Below are 17,995 nucleotides of genomic sequence, written 5' to 3' on the forward strand. Positions count from 1 at the left end.
AGCCCTGAGACAGGAAGGCCTCACCATGCGCAAAACCACGTTGATTACTGGCGGAGCCGGCTACATCGGCTCGCATACGGCTCTGGCCCTCATTAACGCCGGCCACAAGGTGCTGGTGCTCGACAACCTGTGCAACAGCTGTCGAGAGTGCATCCGGCGCCTCGAGCAACTGACCCTGACCCGCGTCGACTTCATCAAGGGCGATATTCGCGACCCGGCCCTGCTCGACGATATCTTCAGCCGGTACGACATCGACGCCGTCGTGCACTTTGCCAGTCTCAAATCCGTCGAGGAAAGCGTGCGCAAGCCGCTGGACTACTACGTCAACAACGTTGCCGGCACGCTTGGCCTGTGTCAGGCGATGGCCCGCAATAACGTATTCCGGCTGGTGTTCAGCTCGTCAGCCACGGTGTACGGGGAGCCGACGCGCACGCCGATTGCCGAAGATTTCGGCACCGGCAAACCGGTCAATCCCTATGGCCGCACCAAGCTCATGATCGAGGAGTTGCTGACGGATCTGTGCAACTCCGATCCGCGCTGGAGCGTTGGATTGTTGCGTTACTTCAACCCGATCGGCGCCCACGAAAGCGGAATGATCGGCGAAGACCCGAGCGGCCGCCCCAACAACCTGTTGCCGTGCCTGACCCAGGTCGCCATAGGCCGGATACCCGAACTCACGGTGTACGGCAGCGACTATCCCACCGTGGACGGGACCTGCGTGCGCGACTACATCCACGTGGTCGACCTGGCCATCGGTCACCTCAAGGCCCTGCAAGTGCTGCAGCACGACAATGGCATTCACTTCTGGAACCTCGGTACCGGCGTCGGCTACAGCGTGCTGCAGATCATCCACAGTTTCGAGGACATCACCGGCATCAGCATTCCCTACCGCTTCGCCCCTCGACGTCTCGGCGACATCGCCAAGTGCTGGGCCGATCCGGCCAAGGCGGGACGCGAACTGGGCTGGAGCGCGCAACGCGGCCTGGAACAGATGATCACCGATAGCTGGCGCTGGCAGTCGTGCAATCCGCAGGGGTATCAATCGTCATTCAAGATTCCGGCACCCGTAGCGGTGAAGTGATGCCGATGCTCAAGGAATGTCTGCTGGTCGTGCTGTTTTCGGTTGCGCTGGCAAGCAACGCCGCGCAAGCGCCAGCGCCAGCGCCTGTACCGACCACCGGCCTGGTGTTGTGGCTGGACGCGGCCGACTCATCCGCGATGACCCTGGATGCGCAGAACCGGCTCCAGCGCTGGAGCGACAAATCCGGCAAGGCCAATGACGCGACGGTCGCTGACACCACCTCACCGCCAAAGTGGATAGGAAACAGCCTCAATGGCCATGCGGTGGTGCGCTTCGACGGCAACTCGGGATTACTCGGCCGGGCCCTGCGCACGGCTAAAGGATCTGTAACCGTACTGATCGTGTCCCGGCGGTTGCCGGACCAGGCCGGAGTCGATCCCTGGCAACGCTTGTTCAGTTCACGCCCGCAGGCCGCCAGCAACGACAACGTGCTGCCGAATTTCGCGGTCAGCCTGGCGCAAACCGGGGAGTACGAGCCGACGGTTTCCGTGCTGGAACTGCACGACGTACCGATCGGCCCCTACGGGGTCGGGCGCAATGCCGTCGGTCACTCGGAAAACTTTCGCGGCGACATCGCCGAAGTGCTGGTGTATGACCGTCCATTCGCCTCGCTCGCCGAGCGCCAGCGCGCCTTTCAATACCTGGCAGACAAATGGTCCGTGGCCATCCCCACGCATGCCGACACCTGGACCCGCGTCGGCCCATTAGGGACATTGCCGACGCGCATCAACGCCCAACTGCCCTTGTCCGATCAGGCCAATGCCGGGCAATGGGTGCTCAACACGAAGCTGTCCGACGAGTTCGATGGCACCACCCTCGACCGCACACGCTGGCACGTCAACAATGCTGTCGGGAATGAGTCACTGGGCCGCAAGCCGGCGCTGTTCACCGAGCGCAACGCCAGTGTCGGCAATGGCAACCTGAACATTGTCTTTCGCAGGGAAACCCTGCCGCAGAAATACGTCGAGCTCGGCTTCAAGGACTACACCTCAGCCATGGTGCGTACCCTTGAACGCGGCTTCTACGGGTACTACGAAGCGCGGGCCAAACCCATGAATTCCGCAGCGTCCAGCGCCTTCTGGCTGGCCTGGACGGGCATGACTGACAACGCCACCGAAATCGACATTTTTGAAATCGGCGGCAAGACCAAAAATGCGCTTTCAGACCGCGCCTACAACATGAACGCCCACCTCTGGGCCACACCGCACAGCACCGAACATATAGCCAACGGCAGCACCTGGACCAGTCCCTGGCGGCTGGCCGGCGACTTTCATGTCTACGGCTTCGACTGGCAGCCCGATACCCTGCGCTGGTACGTCGATGGTGTGCTGGTCAGAGAATCGAAGAACCATTATTTCTTTTTCCCCATGCAGATCGTCTTCGACAGCGAGGCCATGTGGAAATGGTTCGGCGTGGTCGACGATGCTGACCTGCCCTCCACTTTTGAAGTCGATTACATCCGCATGTGGCAACGCAATCCTTGACCCTCACACCAGGCCTGGGGCCAGACGATGAGCCGCCCCAACCGTCATAGCTTTCGCCTTGAGTCGATTTTCACTCGGCACAGTCGTCAGTTTTCAATTCGCGCGAACACCCCCGGAGCGCATGCACATGAACAACCGACGGCTGACAGAACTGGATTTGCTGCGCTTTCTTGCGGCGTTCGCGGTGGTGATCTTTCACTATGCGTTTCGCGGCTATGCGAGGGGTGAGATGTCGGTCATGCCCTATCCACTTTTGGCTGACGTTGCCAAATACGGGTATCTGGGCGTCGAACTGTTTTTCATGATCAGCGGATTCGTGATCCTGATGACCGCTTCGAGCAACAACCTCAAAGTGTTCTTCATTTCTCGGGTCATCCGCCTCTGCCCGGCGTTCTGGGTGTGCTGCACGATCACCTTTCTCATCACGCTGGCCATCGGGCAGCCACGATTTTCGGCCGATTTCTATCAATACCTGATCAACCTGACCTTTCTAGGCGACCTGCTCGGTGTGCCCCCCATAGACGGGGTCTACTGGTCTCTGTTCGTCGAGATAAAGTTCTACTTGATGATCGCGATCCTGTTGGCTTTCAAGAAGATAGAGAAAATAGAAACCTTCCTCGTACTCTGGCTGCTGATCTCGGCCGCAGCGGAAGTCTTTGCTTTCGAAAAGCTGCGCTCGGTCCTGATCACCGACTACGCGGCCTATTTCATCGCTGGCGCGACGTTCTACATCATCTGGGACAAGGGTTTTACCAAATCCCGTATTTCCCTGCTGGCAGCCGCGCAGGCATTGGCCAGCTTCAACGCGATCAAGTGGGCCGAGTCGATTGAACTGAAATATTCGACCGAATACGACTCCTTGATCATCTGCGGCGTCATTGCCCTGTTTTTCATGACCTTTCTTTTTATCGCGACGCATAAGACGTCAGCCGTGGGGAAGTTCGACTGGACAGCATTGGGCGCACTGACTTACCCGCTTTACCTGCTGCATCAAATGATCGGCTTCATGATCTTCAACATCGCTTATCCGACCATCAATCCACACGTGCTGCTCTGGGGCACCATCGCTTTGATGATCGTTGCGTCCTATATCATTCATGAAAAAATCGAGACCCCGTTTGCCAGACTGATGAAAAGATCTCTTTCATCCTCCTTCAATCGTCTCAGAGTGGGTTAGTCGGTCGCGCAACAGGCTTGGCAATATCGGCCTATCGAAAGATGAAAAAGGGGGGGGCCGTGGAATTCGGGAGAAATCGTACGCTAAGCCTCCGGCGTTTTTTCAAGACAGCTCATGACGCCAAGCCACGATTTGTTCATCCTGCCCTCGATGCCGTTCTGCAGGTGTCACGAAGCGGGTTCGGCTATGCCGGTATTAGGGGTTGGACTGGTGTATAAAATCCCTGACCCAATTGAAGTCAGCGCACTACCGTTCTGGACAGTGATTGCGATTACGTCTTGTCAGAGCTCACTCGCAGTTTCGTTATCGCTGATCTCTTTGTTATACCCTCTATTCCGAACACGTTTAAAAAACTGTCATATCTGACAGTACCCCGCATCCCTCTATCGCGAGACGATCCAGCTTCACACGACAGATTGGCAGGTACATAATCATGTTAAGCCCCGGATCGTTAGATTATATTCAGGAGATCAAAAGTAATCCCCCTTACGCAATCGCGGAGTGCACGATAAATTTCGCTGACGGTTCCGTTGGATCGTACACGAATGCGTATGCTTTCCGCTCATCCCCGCCCGCTGTACTGATCACGGATGCGAACGGTATCAATTATTGGCGAGATGTTTCGCAGGCGGTGTACGCACTCGTGCGTTTTCATTCACCAGATGGACCTATGTACACTCAGACCATGAACGCGCAGTCAGACGCAGCGATCTACCGGCGCCCTTGGAAAGGGTATGTACAACAACACACCGGGGAGCTATAGCTATTGTTTCGCATCCGTTTGTGGTGCGCCACCTTCGTACGACCGAGGCGCACCGGCAGACCAATGTATCGAACCCGCACTGGCGTTGATTGGCTGCTTTGCGTGACCATGTCTGCGAGCGTGGTCCGAGTCGCTATGTCAGGAATGCTCTGGCATCTGTTCCTAGGGGCTAACCACTCGAACACATAGGGCAATTGCGGAGTGCAGTTACGTCTGGCGGCAGAGCCGCAAGCCGGAGGACCGTAAATTCAGGTCACTACGGCGGGTCGGAAATCCTTGGCATACGATTTTAAATTCTGTAGGCGTCACAACAAGACGGGAGATGTTTCAGTAAATCGAAACCTCTCCCGTCTTTTTTTGTTTTATGGCGCAGAGCGCCCGTCACAAGGACGATGAGCGCTTCAACGTCTCGCTCGGTAACTCCTTGAACAATGCTCGATAACTGCTTGAAAAACGGCCTAAATGCCAGAATGACCAGTTCATCGCCACTTCCGCCACGGTGGTCTCCGCAGGCGAACGCTTGAGCAATTCGCGCCGCGCACTGTTGAGCCGGCGCAACCGTAGCCAGTGGCTCGGCGACATCCCCGTGTAAGCCTTGAAGGTCTGCTGCAACTGGCGCAGGGAAACCCCGGCGACCCGCGATAACTCGAGCAGATTGAGGGTTTCTTCCGGCGAATCCGCCGCCCACTCGCCCACGCGTTTGAGGGTGATCCGCTCTTCGGCACGGCGCTGCAAACCGCCACCGTCCAGGCACACACTCGCGTTGTCGAGGATGAACAGGCAGTCCTCCAGCAACTGTTGGGTCAGTGCTTCTTTGCCAGACAGATCAATGGGTTGCGACAAATTCGTGAGAGTGGAGCTTAACCAGCGACTGAACAATCCGTTCTGCGCGCCATTGAGCGGTGCCATGAACAAACCCTCCAGCCGGGCCATGTCCAGTCCGTTGCGCTGGACGAATTCCGGGCCGAACACCACAGCGATTTCCTGGTAGTTCTCCGGGGTGATCCAGATGTTGCGGCTCTCTTCATTGAGCAGATACAGCGCGTTGTCGCTGCGATCGAAACAGAACGCCAGCGCCCCTTGCGGCGCGCTGAAATTCTGCTCGACCCGGGTGTTCATCTGTTCTTCGTAAACCTCCACTCCCTGCAAATCCAGATAGCGGATCTGCCCGGCGAAATGCCCTGGCGACATCTGCTGGTAATGCTGCACCCAACCCGGCGTGGCGCGGATTTGTTCGGTGACATCGGCGGTGTTGAACGCTTGAACCTGAAGCGGATTGCACGTCGTCATGGGGAACCTTGCGCACTCTTTTGGTGCGCTTTGGTGCTGCTGAAAGTGGATAGATGGAACGGCAAGGCCCGCCCAAGATAGTCGTCAACGCGCCACAGGGGAAGCCTGCGAAAGATGAAATCGCGTTCCCCCGCGTCAACAAAACCAACGACGAGGTCTTTATGAATGCCCCTTTCGATCAGCTGTTCACATGGCTGAAAGATCACAAGATTACCGAAGTGGAATGCGTGGTCAGCGACCTGACCGGCATCGCCCGCGGCAAGATCGCACCGACCAACAAGTTCCTGCATGAGCGAGGCATGCGCCTGCCGGAAAGTGTGCTGCTGCAAACGGTAACCGGGGATTTTGTCGATGACGACATCTACTACGACCTGCTCGACCCGGCCGATATCGACATGGTCTGCAAGCCGGTGAGCGACGCGGTGTACGTGATTCCGTGGGCCATCGAGCCGACCGCCATCGTGATCCACGACACCTTCGACAAGTTCGGCAACCCGATCGAACTGTCGCCGCGCAACGTGCTGAAGAAAGTCCTGCAGCTGTACACCGACAAAGGCTGGAAGCCGATCGTGGCGCCGGAAATGGAGTTCTACCTGACCCAGCGCTGCGAAGACCCGGACTTGCCATTGAAAGCACCGCTGGGCCGTTCCGGTCGCGCCGAAAGCGGTCGTCAGTCGTTCTCCATCGACGCCGCCAACGAATTCGATCCGCTGTTCGAAGACGTCTACGACTGGTGCGAACTGCAAGGCCTGGACCTGGACACGCTGATCCACGAAGACGGCCCGGCGCAGATGGAAATCAACTTCCGCCACGGCGATGCACTGGATCTGGCCGACCAGATCACCGTGTTCAAACGCACCCTGCGTGAAGCCGCGCTCAAGCACAACGTCACCGCAACCTTCATGGCCAAGCCGATCGGCGATGAGCCCGGCAGCGCCATGCACCTGCACCAGAGCGTGGTCGAGATCGCCAGCGGCCAGCCGATTTTCGCCAATGCCGACGGCAGCATGAGCGACCTGTTCCGCCATCACATCGGCGGTCTGCAGAAGTACATCCCGAAGGTGCTGCCGATGTTCGCGCCGAACGTAAACTCGTTCCGCCGCTTCCTGCCGGACACCTCGGCACCGGTCAACGTCGAATGGGGCGAAGAAAACCGCACCGTCGGCCTGCGGGTGCCGACCTCCGGCCCTGAGGCGATGCGGGTTGAAAACCGTCTGCCGGGCGCCGACGCCAACCCGTACCTGGCCATCGCCGCGAGCCTGCTGTGCGGTTACATCGGCATGGTCGAAGGCATCGAACCGAGCGCTGCCGTCGAAGGTCGGGCCTACGAGCGCCGCAACCTGCGCCTGCCGATCACCATCGAAGAAGCCCTGACCCAGATGGAAGAGTGCGACACCGTCGCGCAATACCTGGGCAACAAGTTCGTGCGCGGCTACGTCGCGGTGAAACGCGCCGAACATGAAAACTTCAAGCGCGTGATCAGTTCCTGGGAGCGGGAGTTCCTGTTGCTGAGCGTGTAACCAAAATAAAAACAACCCAACCCAACGATCGTTCCCACGCTCCGCGTGGGAATGCCTCAATGGACGCTCTGCGTCCGCTTTGGGACGCGGAGCGTCTCGGGCTGCATTCCCACGCGGAGCGTGGGAACGATCAGCATGGGAAGATCAATCGAAGAGGTGTCGATATGCGTCTGTTGAAATCCCTGATTCCCGCCACCCTGGCATTGGCATGCAGTGCCGGTGCCTTCGCCCAACCCCAGGTCAGCGTCTACAACTGGACCGATTACATTGGCGAAACCACCCTCGCCGACTTCCAGTCCTCCAGCGGGATCAAGGTGATCTATGACGTCTTCGACTCCAACGAAACCCTCGAAGGCAAACTGCTCGCCGGGCGTACCGGGTATGACGTGGTGGTGCCGTCCAACCACTTCCTCGCCCGTCAGGTAAAGGCCGGCGCCTTCCTCAAACTGGACCGCGCGCAACTGCCGAACTGGAAAAACCTCGACCCGAAACTGCTGGCCCTGCTTGAGAAAAACGATCCGGGCAACGAGCACTCGGTGCCGTACCTGTGGGGCACCAACGGCATCGGCTACAACGTCGACAAGGTCAAGCAAGTGCTGGGCATCGATCACATCGACTCCTGGGCCGTGCTGTTCGAACCGGAAAACCTGAAGAAACTCACCCAGTGCGGTGTGTCGATGATGGACTCGGCCGATGAAGTGTTCCCGGCGATCCTCAACTACATGGGCATGGATCCGCGCAGCGAGAAACCCGAGGACTACAAGAAGGCCGAAGAGAAACTGCTGAGCATCCGGCCGTACATCACCTATTTCCATTCCTCGAAATACGTGTCCGACCTGGCCAACGGCGACATCTGCGTGGCCTTCGGTTATTCCGGCGACGTGTTCCAGGCCGCCAACCGCGCCAAGGAAGCCAAGAACGGCGTGAACATCGCGTACTCAATTCCCAAGGAAGGCGCGAACCTGTGGTTCGACCTGCTGGCGATTCCCGCCGACGCCGGCAACACCAGGGAAGCTCACGCGTTCATCAATTACCTGCTCGATCCGCAAGTGATCGCCAAGGTCAGCGCCTCGGTCGGCTACGCCAACCCGAACCCGGCGGCCAAGCAATACATGGATCCGGAGCTGGTCAACAATCCCGAGGTCTATCCGTCTCAGGAAGTCCTCGACAAGCTCTACATCTCCTCTACCCCGCCCCAGTCGATCATGCGTCTGATGACCCGGTCCTGGAGCAAAGTGAAGTCGAACAAATGAATCAGTACACCCAGGAACACGCCCGCTCCTATTACGCCGCGTCGGCCCGGGCCAGCACACCCTATCCGGAACTGACGGGTGACTTGATTGCCGATGTCTGCGTGATCGGTGGCGGGTTCACCGGCGTCAATACGGCGATTGAACTGGCGCAGCGCGGGCTTTCGGTGATTCTGCTCGAAGCCCGGCGCATCGGCTGGGGCGCCAGCGGGCGCAATGGCGGGCAGCTGATTCGCGGGATCGGTCATGACGTCGAAGGCTTCGCCCGGCACGTTGGCAGCGAAGGCGTGCGTTACCTGCACCGGGCCGGAATCGACTCGGTGGAACTGGTGCGCCAGCGCATCACCGACAATGCCATCGAGTGCGACCTGCGCTGGGGCTTCTGCGAACTGGCCAACACTCCAGGGCAGTTCGAAGCCTTCAAGACCGAGCAGGACAGCTTGGCGCAGTTGGACTACCGCCATGAAACGCGGCTGGTTGCCCCGGAGCTGATTCGTCAGCAAGTGGTGAACGCGGGGGTCTACAAGGGCGGCCTGATCGACATGGGCTCGGGCCATCTGCACCCGCTCGACCTGGTGCAGGGTGAAGCGCGGCTGGCGGCGTCCCTTGGGGTGCGGATTTTCGAGCAGAGCCCGGTGCTGGAAATCCTCCACGGTTCGACCGTTCAAGTCCGCACCCGGACCGGCAGCGTGCGCGCCGGCAGTCTGGTACTCGGCTGCAACGCGCATCTGGACGAACTCGAACAGCAACTCAGTGGCAAGGTCCTGCCCGCCGGCAGCTACATCATCGCCACTGAACCGCTGTCGGCGGAGCGCGCCGCCGAATTGATCCCGCAGACCCTGGCGCTGTGCGACCAGAAAGTCGGCCTCGATTACTACCGGCTCTCGGCAGACCGGCGCTTGCTGTTCGGCGGTGCCTGCCATTATTCGGGACGGGATCCGGCAGACATCGCTGCCTACATGCGACCGAAGATGCTCAAGGTGTTCCCGCAACTGGCGGATGTGCGCATCGACTATCAGTGGGGCGGCAAGATCGGCATCACCGCCAACCGCTTCCCGCAGGTCGGTCGATTGAAACAGCACCCGAATGTGTTCTACGCCCAGGGCTATTCCGGCCATGGCCTGAACGTCACCCACTGGTGCGCCAAGCTGCTGGGCGAAGCAATTCATGCCGGTCACAGTCAGGGCATGGACGTATTCAGCAGCGTGCCGCACATGACCTTCCCCGGCGGCCCGGCGCTGCGCTCGCCGCTGCTGGCACTGGGCATGTTCTGGTATCGCCTGCGGGAACTGCTGGGATGAGGCCTGCCGGTTAAAGCGCCCTGCACATTTGCTCTATCGCGAAGCACTTCTATATTGATGAAGTGCTTTTGCGTTCCTGACGCTCAGTGCCCAACACACCCTGGAGGTCATGGATGGAGTCGTCAGCCGCCGATCAACCGCGAGCGCCCGGCCAGGCGCCGGTCAAGACCCGGCGTTTCAGCATTTCGCTGGTGTGGATCGTGCCGATCGTCGCGGTGTTGGTGGGCCTTTCGCTGGTGGTGCACAACCTGATGCAGGAAGGCCCCACCATCACCGTCACCTTCAAGACCGGCAGCGGCCTGACCGCCAACAAGACCGAAGTCAAATACCGCAACGTGGTCATCGGCCAGGTCACAGACGTCGAATTGAGCGACGACCAGAAAAGCGTCAACGCCACCATCAAACTGGCCAAGCAGGCCGAAACCTTTACCCGCGAAGATTCGCAGTTCTGGGTCGTCCGGCCGCGCATCGGTGCGGGTGGCGTCTCGGGCATCGACACATTGCTGTCCGGTGACTACATCGGCGCCGATATCGGTCAGTCCAACTCGCGCGCCAAACACTTCAAAGGCCTTGAAAACCCGCCGCCGATTACCTACGGCGAGCCGGGCAAACGCTTCAACCTGCACGCCTCGGACCTTGGCTCGCTGGATATCGGCTCGCCGGTCTATTACCGCAAGATCCCGGTGGGCCAGGTGGTGGCCTACGCACTGGACGCCGATGGCAAAGGGGTCAACATCGAGGTGTTCATCCATGCGCCGAACGACGCCTACGTCACGGAAAACACCCGGTTCTGGAACGCCAGCGGCATTGACGTCAACGTCGGCGCCAACGGCTTTGCGGTGAAAACCGAATCGTTGTCGACCTTGCTGGTGGGCGGCATCGCTTTTCGCGCGCCGGAATACAGCCCCAATGATGTCGCCGCCGCCGAAGAAAGAACTTACGACCTGTTCGACGACCAGCAAACCGCCCTCGCCCCGCCCAACGGCAAGGCGCAATACCTGACTCTGCGTTTCGATCAGGCCCTGCGCGGGTTGAAAGTCGGCGCACCGGTGGAGTTTCTCGGCATCGAAATCGGCCGGGTAGTGAGCGTCAACCTGGACTTCGATGCGAAAAAACGCAGCTTCCCGCTCAACGTCGGCATCGTGATCTACCCGCAACGCCTCGGTCAGGCTCACGTCAAGATGCTCAAGGTACTCGACCACAATCCGGACGACGAAGCCGCTGCCGTGCGCCTGATCGGCACCTTTATCGACAACGGTCTGCGTGCCCAGGCTCGCAGCGGCAATCTGCTGACCGGTCAGTTGTACATCGCGCTGGATTTCTTCCCCAAAGCCGAAAAAGTCGCGTTTGACCCCACCGCCCGCCCGATCAGCGTTCCGACCGTCCCCGGCAGCCTCGAACAGTTGCAGGAAAAACTCGAAGCGATGATCGACAAGCTCAACAAGCTGCCGGTGGAACGGATTGCCGGCAACCTCGACAGCAACCTCGTGGAATTGCGCAAAGGCCTGACCCAGTTCAATGCCAGGACCCTGCCCGGCGTGCAGAACACCCTCGCCGACCTGAGCAAGACCCTGCAGTCGGCCAGCTCGACCCTGGCCGAAGATTCGCCGCAACGCGAACAACTGACCGAGACCCTCGACGAGCTTGGGCGCATGTCGCGTTCGCTGCGTGAACTGTCCGATTACCTGGGCCGTCATCCGGAATCGTTGATTCGCGGCCGCCCCGACAACGCCGCGCCGCTGGACCTCAAAGGGCCGCCGCGCAACTGAGCACAGGAGCTGTCCCATGGCTTTAAAGCTGAAGTTCACCGTGCTCGCGATCGGCCTGTTGCTCGGCGCCTGCAAAAGCGCCCCGATCAGCTTTCACACCCTGACGCCGACGCAACCGATGGCCGGCCGCGCCGGTTCGGAAATCGCCATCGAAGGCATCAGCGTGCCGCCGCAGGTCGACCGGCCACAAATCGTGATCCGCCAAGGCAACAGCGGCCTGGCGATTCTCGAGACCGAATGGTGGGGCGCCAGCCTCAGCGATGAATTGCGCAGCGCACTGGTGGATCAGCTCAGTAATGCCGGCGGCCCGCGCAAAACCTCGGTGCGCATCGATGTGCAACGCTTCGATTCGATTCCCGGGCAATACGGGCTGATCGACGTCAAATGGCGCCTGCGCCAGGCCAACACCGGTGACGACGCCCTGCTCGCCTGCCGCTCGCTGCTGCAAACCCCGTCCGGGCCGAGCATTGACGATCTGGTGGCGGCCCAGCAGAACAACGTCAAGCGTCTCGCCGCGTTGATCGGTCAGGCGGCGGGCACTGCGCGGGGCTGTCCACCGGCGTCCTGAGCGTCCGTCTTCAAAAGGACGGTAAAGCGACAACCGTGGGGCTCACGGGTTGTCAGCTCGACCTGCCAGTGCTCGCGATTGCAAATCCGCTGCACCAGTGACAACCCCAGCCCAAGCCCCTCGCCTCGACGCTCGTCACCCCGCACGAATGGCTGGAACATCGCTTGTCGGCGTTCTTCGGGAATGCCGATGCCACTGTCTTCAACCACAAACCCGCATTCCCCGACGGTCAGCCTCACAAAACCCTGATCGGTGTAATGCCAGGCATTGCGCAGCAGGTTACCCATCACTGACTGCAAAAAGGTCTGGTTGTAACGAGCCGTGCCGGCCGGATTGATGTCGCAGAAAAATTCCAGCCCTTTTTCGCGGATCAGCCGCCCCCAGATCTCCGCCTGAACGCGTGCAACTTCCCCAAGGGAAACGCAAATGTCGCCACCGGTATCTTCCTGGGCGCGGGCGAGCATCAGGAAGGTATCCACCAATTGACGCATTTCATGACTGGCCCGTGCGATGCGGTTGACCTGCGCGGCCGAGCGGGTATCGAGCGACGGATTGGCGAGCAGCAACTCGCAGGCACCGCCGAGCACCATCAACGGTGTGCGAAGTTCATGGCTCACGTCGCTGGTGAACAGTTTTTCCCGGCTCAGCGTTTCGCGCAGCCGGCCCAGTGTCTGATCGAACGAGAGTGCCAGTTCTCCGACTTCGTCCGCCGCGTAGTCCGGATGCAGAGGCGGCGCCAGCACCAGTAACTGGTCGCGGTGACGCACCTGGCGCGCCAGACGGATGACCGGAGCCATTACCCGTCGTGCCAGCAATCGGCCGAGCACAATCGCCAGCAGAATGCTCAGGATGAACCCGACCGCCACCACAATGAACAACAGACGCTCACGCTGTTCGAGACTTTCCTGATCACGCAACAGCACGTACTTGCGTCCGCCCACCATCTCGACCATGGCGAAAAAGCCATCGCCCTCGAACATGACCTCCTGAAACCCCGGCGACAGAGCCGCCAGTGACGGAACGAGCGCCATGGCGCCCGGTCCACCTTCGAAGAAAAACAGCTCGCTCTTTTCCGGTCGATGGCTCCAGCGACTGATGTCATCCATTGCCAGCAGACGATGCAGTCCGCCCATCAAGGTCGTGGCCGTCAACTTGTGTTCCACCACATGCACGGTGGCTACGATTCCCAGCGCAAATACGCCGGCCACCAGCGCACTCATCGAGGCGAATACGATGACGATCCGTTTCGTCAGGCTTTGCTTGAAATCCATTCGGCTGGAGGACTCCACCTCGGTTATCAGACTCAGCGGTCAACATCAGGTGTGTACTCAATAGATGGACCGAACAGATTCAGCTTCACCTCAAACAGCAACAGTTGTTAAGCCAGCCCGGTAAAAAAAGCGTATTTGAGTCTGGTTATCAGAAACTTGATTAATTGCACATTTTCAACTCCCGCAAATTTTTCACATGTTCTTCACTGCGGCCCGACGTGAATAGCCCCAACATTCAGCCAGCATTCAAGTACGCAACCATAAAGTTGATTAAATCGCAGGCCAGTTGCGCCTGCGAAGTTAAGGGGCATGGCGTGGAGCGACAGATGCTATTAACAGCAGTCTATAAACAACGTCGAATATTGCGACCTGGAAAACTGCTGACAGTCATCGGTGCAGGGGTGGCGATTGCACTGGTCAGCGGCTTTGTCTGGGTCACCCGCTCCCCCATTGATCTGGGCCACGCGGGGCAGGCCTCAAGGGCTGATTGGACCAGGGCCTGGCAGGCGGGCGAAGTGGTGGCACTGGTGCGCCATGCTGAACGTTGCGACCGCTCCGACCATCTTTGTCTGGGCCCGGAAGACGGCATCACTCAGGTAGGCAATGACTCGGCTGCGCGGGTGGGCAAGGGTTTCACGCGCCTGGGCATGCAGCAGGCACAGGTGTTCACCAGCCCGCTGACCCGAACCGTGCAAACGGCGCGTGCCATGTTCGGGCAGGACGCTACTGCACAGACCTGGCTCGAATCCTGCGGTTCGTCGCTGCGTAACGAGGTGGTGGCGCACAAAGTTGCACAGCGCAATCTGGTGCTGGTCACCCACAGCGGCTGCATCAGCGACTTTGAAAAACAGACCGGTTTCCCCCACGCGATCGCCGCTGATTATGGAAGCACGCTGTTTGTTCGCATTGATGCCAAGGGGCAACTTGAAGTGCTGGGCATTCTGAATGCCGAGGCCTGGTCACGACTCAATAGCGATTAACGTCCTGGTTACAGCTAATTGACAGTTCTGAGCTGTTTTTAATTAAACAAAGCACACTTCATTAAATTTTAATGAGAAATGTATCTACCCCCCAACTTGCTGGACAGCTGGTTTTTTCATGCTTGGCTATATCGCGAGAACTTCGGCCTGGAGGTACGACAGTTCTCTGGATACAGGAAATGCCCCGACACCTGCATTCATTCAACACGATGACTCGCCCGCTCAGGAACACGCCGGGCAGGTCATCGACATCAGAACTTCGTACGGTACCAAGGCTTTGTCATGACGTCTGAAAACAACCCGCTGCGACACACTGCCCTTTTCCCTTCGACGACTGCGGTCGAACGCTGGGCCATCCCCGGCCTCATTCTGGCGTTCGTAATGTTTTACCTGCTGCCATTGATGAGCCACGGCCTGTGGATCCCCGATGAAACCCGCTACGGCCAGATCAGCCAGGAAATGCTGCTGAGTGGCAATTGGGTCGCCCCGCACTTCATGGGCATCCGTTATTTCGAGAAACCGATTGCCGGCTACTGGATGATTGCCATCGGCCAGGCGATTTTCGGTGACAACCTGTTCGGCGTGCGTATCGCTTCGGCGCTGAGTACCGGCGCCAGCGTCTGGCTGACGTACCTGATGGCCCGCCGGCTCTGGAACAACCCGCGCATCAGCGCCGCCAGCGCCCTGCTTTATATGAGTTTCGGGCTGATCGCAGGTCAAGCCGGCTATGCCAACCTCGATCCGCAATTCACCTTGTGGGTCAACCTAAGCATGGTGGCTGTGTGGTTTGCCATCGACAGCCGCACGCCCCGCGCTCGCCTCGGTGGCTGGGCGCTGCTGGGTGTTGCGTGCGGCATGGGTCTGATGACCAAAGGGTTCCTGGCCCTGCTGTTGCCGGTGCTGATCGCCCTGCCCTACATGCTCTGGCAACGGCGGTTCGGTGAGCTGGTGCGTTACGGACTGGTCGCCGTGGTGGCCTGCGCCCTCGTCAGCCTGCCGTGGGTATTGGCAGTCCATTACCGGGAACCGGACTTCTGGCGGTTCTTCTTCTGGCACGAACACATCCGTCGTTTTGCCGCCGGTGACGACGCGCAACATGCCCGCCCGTGGTGGTTCTACCTGCCGTTGCTGTTTGCCTCGACCCTGCCGTGGGCGCTGCTTCTGCCTTCGACCTTGCTGCGCATGTGGCGCGAAAAGCGTGAGGCAAAAACCGCTTACCTGGCACTGTGGTTCCTGCTGCCACTGGCCTTTTTCAGTCTGAGCAGCGGCAAACTTCCTACGTACATCATGCCGTGCCTGCTGCCCGTCGCGCTGTTGATGGGGCAGACCGTGGTCAAGTGGCTGGATCAACGCAATGGCCGGCTCTTGCGTCTGAACGGTGTGATCAACACGGTGCTCGCCAGTGCTGCGCTGGTGGCCCTGCTCTATCTTCAGGCCACGAAGGAAATCTACGAAAACACCGAGATGTTCAGCCTGTCGCTGGCCTATATCGTGCTGGTGGGCTGGATCATCGCCAACGCCTTGCAAGTGCTGCGGCCACTGACATTGTGGGCAATGCCGGCGCTGGGCATCGGCCTGCTTGTGGCGTTGCTGCCCGCCGCCATGCCGGCGCAGATCGTCAACAGCAAGATGCCGGATCAGTTCATCGCCGAGCATCAACGGGAACTGAGTGAAACCGCGTCCCTGCTGAGCAACGACCTGGGGGCGGCCTCGGCGCTGGCGTGGCGCTTGAAACGCCCGCAAGTGGATCTGTTCAACACCATTGGCGAACTGAAGTACGGCCTCGAAGACCCGGCCATGGCGGCACGCAAAGTCACCCTGGACAGCGTCGGCCAGTGGATGACTGACGCGCGGAAAAAAGGCGCCGTCGGTGTGGTCTTGCGCGTCAACAGTACGCAGGAAGAACAGGAAGTCGAATTGCTGCCCGTGGACGGCAAGCATTATCGGCGCGGCAATCTGCACATTTTCATCTTTGCGCAGAAACAGCCATGACGGTGCGCAACAACGACCGCGCCGCCCTGTTGCTCCTGCTGGCGGCCAGCGCCCTGATGTTGCTGCTCGGCCTGGGCAGTCGCGAACTGTGGGGCGCGGAAACCCGCTGGGCCAACATCGCGTTGCAGATGTTGCAAAGCGGTGATTACTTCGACCCGTACCTCAAGGGTGATCCCTACTACGACAAGCCGCTTTTGTCGTACTGGCTGATCACCGCGACCGCCTGGCTGACCGGCAGTCTCGATCACTGGTCGCTGCGCCTGTCTTCGGTGGTGTCCGCATGGTTTAGCGTGTGGCTGGTGTATCAACTGGGCGAGCAGCGGTTTCGCAAGGGCACGGGACTGATCGCCGGGTGGATGCTGGCGACCACCTTCTACTTCGTGTTCTGGGCGCGGGTCGCCACTGCCGACATCCTGACGGTCTGCGGTGTGCTGGCGGCGGTCTGGTGGTACTGGCGCGGGCCGGACGATACGCGGTTTTCGCGCTATCTGGTGTTCTGCGTCCTGCTGTCCCTGACGTCGTTGTTCAAAGGCCTGATCGGTTTCATCCTGCCCGGGCTGGTGCTGCTGCCGCACCTATTGCATGAAGGCCGCTGGAAGCGTCATCTCAATCTACGTCTGCTGGCAGCGCTGGTGATTGCCGGGGCGTTCTACATGACGCCGTTCCTGCTGTCCCACCTCTACGGCGCGCCAAATTACGGGGAAAGCGGCCTCGGGCTGGTCTTGCGGGAAAACGTCGTGCGGTTTTTCCAGCCATTCGACAACATCGGTCCGATCTACACCTATTTGCTGTACCTGCCGATTTATACCCTGCCTTGGGCGCCGTGCTGGATCATTGCCTTGTGGGTCGCGGCGCGGAACTGGAAACACATCGAACCGGACACCCGCTGGCTGATTCAGGGCCTCGGGTTGTTGATGCTGTTCTTCACCGCCAGCGGCAGCCGGCGCAGTTACTACGTGTTGCCACTGGTGCCGTTCGCGCAACTGCTCGGGGCGTGGTGGATCACCCGGCGTCTGGCGGCTCGAAATGCCGCAGGCCCGTTCGGCGGGCGTGGTTTGAAAATCGGTTTCGGCGTGGCCACTGTCCTACTGCTCGGCATACTCGGTGTGCTTTACCCGTGGACCAACAGCGGAGGCGGTGCAATCCGTTTCGGCGAAACCGTGCGCCTGCAAGCCAGCCAACGCGCTCCCTTGAGTCAATGGCACGTGGTCATGGTCGAGGTCGACAATAAAGTGCCGATGTACCTGCAGACCGGCGGTGCGCCGTTCTACTACGTGCCGCAGAGCCGGGATTTCCCGCGCGACGGCGATACCGCAGCCATGATCGCCTGGCTGGAACGCACCAGCGGCCAGCACTGGGATCCGCAGCGGACCCTCTTTGTCGCCCAGTACCGCACCGGCGATCCCGTTCCGCTGAGTCACCTCAGCCGCGATCATCAGGTCATTACCACCACGCCCACCCGCGGCGAACAGCTGTTCCACGGTCGCGAGGATCAAAGCGTCGCCTACCTGCCCCAAGGCTCCTGAAAGACGGCGCCGGGTTCGCCCGG

13 protein-coding genes are annotated in these 17,995 nt (G+C 59.8%); 11 read left to right on the top strand and 2 right to left on the bottom strand.

Translation table 11 applies throughout. The features are described 5' to 3' along the window. Positions 1-25: 25 nt before the first annotated feature. The 3 genes from galE to ACM6JM_RS09980 all read left to right on the top strand — a co-directional run bounded on the left by galE (position 26) and on the right by ACM6JM_RS09980 (position 3,742). A complete protein-coding gene (gene galE, locus ACM6JM_RS09970; RefSeq protein WP_039768589.1) occupies positions 26-1,081 on the top strand; it encodes a UDP-glucose 4-epimerase GalE in 1,056 nt (351 codons plus the stop codon). Beyond that, positions 1,081-2,565, top strand: a complete 1,485-nt coding sequence (locus ACM6JM_RS09975) for a family 16 glycosylhydrolase (RefSeq protein ID WP_414881766.1) — start codon at positions 1,081-1,083, stop codon at positions 2,563-2,565. The genes galE and ACM6JM_RS09975 overlap by 1 nt, the downstream gene beginning before the upstream one ends. A 127-nt stretch (positions 2,566-2,692) precedes the next feature. Next, entirely contained in the window at positions 2,693-3,742 is a 1,050-nt protein-coding gene (locus ACM6JM_RS09980; protein ID WP_414881767.1) for an acyltransferase family protein, read from the top strand. A gap of 1,144 nt (positions 3,743-4,886) precedes the next feature. On the opposite strand, the gene ACM6JM_RS09985 is transcribed toward ACM6JM_RS09980, so the two are convergent. After that, a complete protein-coding gene (locus tag ACM6JM_RS09985) occupies positions 4,887-5,795 on the bottom strand; it encodes a helix-turn-helix domain-containing protein (RefSeq protein WP_414881768.1) in 909 nt (302 codons plus the stop codon). A 161-nt stretch (positions 5,796-5,956) separates the two neighbouring features. On the opposite strand from ACM6JM_RS09985, the gene ACM6JM_RS09990 reads away from it, so the two are divergent. From ACM6JM_RS09990 to ACM6JM_RS10010, 5 genes are all read left to right on the top strand, one after another. Then, positions 5,957-7,315, top strand: a complete 1,359-nt coding sequence (locus tag ACM6JM_RS09990; RefSeq protein ID WP_064600843.1) for a glutamine synthetase family protein — start codon at positions 5,957-5,959, stop codon at positions 7,313-7,315. Between the two features lie 164 nt (positions 7,316-7,479). Continuing rightward, positions 7,480-8,568 carry a polyamine ABC transporter substrate-binding protein gene (locus tag ACM6JM_RS09995; RefSeq protein ID WP_414881769.1) on the top strand — a complete coding sequence of 363 codons (1,089 nt, stop codon included), beginning with the start codon at positions 7,480-7,482 and terminating at the stop codon, positions 8,566-8,568. After that, positions 8,565-9,866, top strand: coding sequence for an NAD(P)/FAD-dependent oxidoreductase (locus ACM6JM_RS10000; RefSeq protein WP_414881770.1), 1,302 nt, complete (start codon positions 8,565-8,567; stop codon positions 9,864-9,866). Before ACM6JM_RS09995 ends, ACM6JM_RS10000 begins: the two co-directional genes overlap by 4 nt. Before the next feature lie 113 nt (positions 9,867-9,979). Continuing rightward, a complete protein-coding gene (locus tag ACM6JM_RS10005) occupies positions 9,980-11,635 on the top strand; it encodes an intermembrane transport protein PqiB (protein WP_414881771.1) in 1,656 nt (551 codons plus the stop codon). A gap of 16 nt (positions 11,636-11,651) precedes the next feature. Beyond that, on the top strand, positions 11,652-12,203 hold the full coding sequence (locus ACM6JM_RS10010; RefSeq protein WP_414881772.1) for a membrane integrity-associated transporter subunit PqiC: 552 nt from the start codon (positions 11,652-11,654) through the stop codon (positions 12,201-12,203). On the opposite strand, the gene ACM6JM_RS10015 is transcribed toward ACM6JM_RS10010, so the two are convergent. Further along, on the bottom strand, positions 12,161-13,474 hold the full coding sequence (locus ACM6JM_RS10015; protein WP_414881773.1) for a sensor histidine kinase: 1,314 nt from the start codon (positions 13,472-13,474) through the stop codon (positions 12,161-12,163). The genes ACM6JM_RS10010 and ACM6JM_RS10015 overlap by 43 nt on opposite strands. A gap of 326 nt (positions 13,475-13,800) precedes the next feature. On the opposite strand from ACM6JM_RS10015, the gene ACM6JM_RS10020 reads away from it, so the two are divergent. From ACM6JM_RS10020 to ACM6JM_RS10030, 3 genes are all read left to right on the top strand, one after another. After that, complete coding sequence (locus ACM6JM_RS10020) at positions 13,801-14,454, top strand: histidine phosphatase family protein (protein ID WP_414881914.1); 654 nt, start codon at positions 13,801-13,803, stop codon at positions 14,452-14,454. A gap of 282 nt (positions 14,455-14,736) precedes the next feature. Then, entirely contained in the window at positions 14,737-16,446 is a 1,710-nt protein-coding gene (gene arnT / locus ACM6JM_RS10025; protein WP_414881774.1) for a lipid IV(A) 4-amino-4-deoxy-L-arabinosyltransferase, read from the top strand. Continuing rightward, positions 16,443-17,972 (top strand): ArnT family glycosyltransferase, encoded by a 1,530-nt coding sequence (locus tag ACM6JM_RS10030; RefSeq protein ID WP_414881775.1) that lies wholly within the window; start codon positions 16,443-16,445, stop codon positions 17,970-17,972. Before arnT ends, ACM6JM_RS10030 begins: the two co-directional genes overlap by 4 nt. Positions 17,973-17,995 lie beyond the last annotated feature (23 nt).

It is taken from the genome of Pseudomonas sp. IT-P2, from assembly GCF_949767575.1.
GTDB classification, from domain to species: Bacteria; Pseudomonadota; Gammaproteobacteria; order Pseudomonadales; family Pseudomonadaceae; genus Aquipseudomonas; species Aquipseudomonas pharyngis.

Coding starts and splice junctions, on each gene's coding strand:
- ACM6JM_RS09990 (WP_064600843.1), top strand. CDS start 5,957: ATGAATGCCCCTTTCGATCAGCTGTTCACATGGCTGAAAGATCACAAG.
- galE (WP_039768589.1), top strand. CDS start 26: ATGCGCAAAACCACGTTGATTACTGGCGGAGCCGGCTACATCGGCTCG.
- arnT (WP_414881774.1), top strand. CDS start 14,737: ATGACGTCTGAAAACAACCCGCTGCGACACACTGCCCTTTTCCCTTCG.
- ACM6JM_RS10010 (WP_414881772.1), top strand. CDS start 11,652: ATGGCTTTAAAGCTGAAGTTCACCGTGCTCGCGATCGGCCTGTTGCTC.
- ACM6JM_RS09995 (WP_414881769.1), top strand. CDS start 7,480: ATGCGTCTGTTGAAATCCCTGATTCCCGCCACCCTGGCATTGGCATGC.
- ACM6JM_RS10005 (WP_414881771.1), top strand. CDS start 9,980: ATGGAGTCGTCAGCCGCCGATCAACCGCGAGCGCCCGGCCAGGCGCCG.
- ACM6JM_RS09980 (WP_414881767.1), top strand. CDS start 2,693: ATGAACAACCGACGGCTGACAGAACTGGATTTGCTGCGCTTTCTTGCG.
- ACM6JM_RS10000 (WP_414881770.1), top strand. CDS start 8,565: ATGAATCAGTACACCCAGGAACACGCCCGCTCCTATTACGCCGCGTCG.
- ACM6JM_RS10030 (WP_414881775.1), top strand. CDS start 16,443: ATGACGGTGCGCAACAACGACCGCGCCGCCCTGTTGCTCCTGCTGGCG.
- ACM6JM_RS10015 (WP_414881773.1), bottom strand. CDS start 13,474: ATGGATTTCAAGCAAAGCCTGACGAAACGGATCGTCATCGTATTCGCC.
- ACM6JM_RS09985 (WP_414881768.1), bottom strand. CDS start 5,795: ATGACGACGTGCAATCCGCTTCAGGTTCAAGCGTTCAACACCGCCGAT.
- ACM6JM_RS10020 (WP_414881914.1), top strand. CDS start 13,801: ATGCTATTAACAGCAGTCTATAAACAACGTCGAATATTGCGACCTGGA.
- ACM6JM_RS09975 (WP_414881766.1), top strand. CDS start 1,081: ATGCCGATGCTCAAGGAATGTCTGCTGGTCGTGCTGTTTTCGGTTGCG.